Genomic DNA, 518 nt, shown 5'->3' on the forward strand with positions numbered 1-518 from the left:
TGCTGCCGATACGCCCGTACAGTAGTGATCTCCAGCCCRTCCGCCTCGCATCTGGCAATCCAGAGGTCGCCCGCTTTCTCAACGGTGACGCTGTCCCGGTCGTGGGTATGGGTCCCGGTGGCAACCTCCGAGCGAGCCTGGACCGACCATGCATCGGCCTCGCGCTTCGTGCCGAATTGCTTGGCCCGGCGCTTACCGGCCTGGTCGACGTAGTCCACCAGCCACGCCGTCTTACCGCTCGGTAGAATGCGCTTGCGGATTGACGCCATGAGGCCATGCCTTGCGCGAGAGGGCGGGGTATTGCTCTACGTGACAATAGGTGAAAAGAAATTGAGCGTCACTCCAAAAATGTCGTTGACATAAGAAATGGAGCGATGCTCTATAACGAGACGGGACGCGATGGCACAGCTTAGTGATTTGGTGCGGGTGGTCGCAGCCGCTTCGGGAATGGAGGAGGTTCAAGTCGGGTGGATTGCCCGACATCTGCGCGAAGCCGGGCTTATTGCCCAGGGCGGTCG

The 518-nt window shown here is 60.5% G+C and carries 1 pseudogene; it reads right to left on the bottom strand.

The features are described 5' to 3' along the window. Nucleotides 1-218, bottom strand: a pseudogene (locus AC1DVA_RS29040) (site-specific integrase); the annotation flags it as partial. Between the last annotated feature and the right edge of the window lie 300 nt (nucleotides 219-518).

This window comes from Allobosea sp. P4_C6 (genome assembly GCF_056402015.1).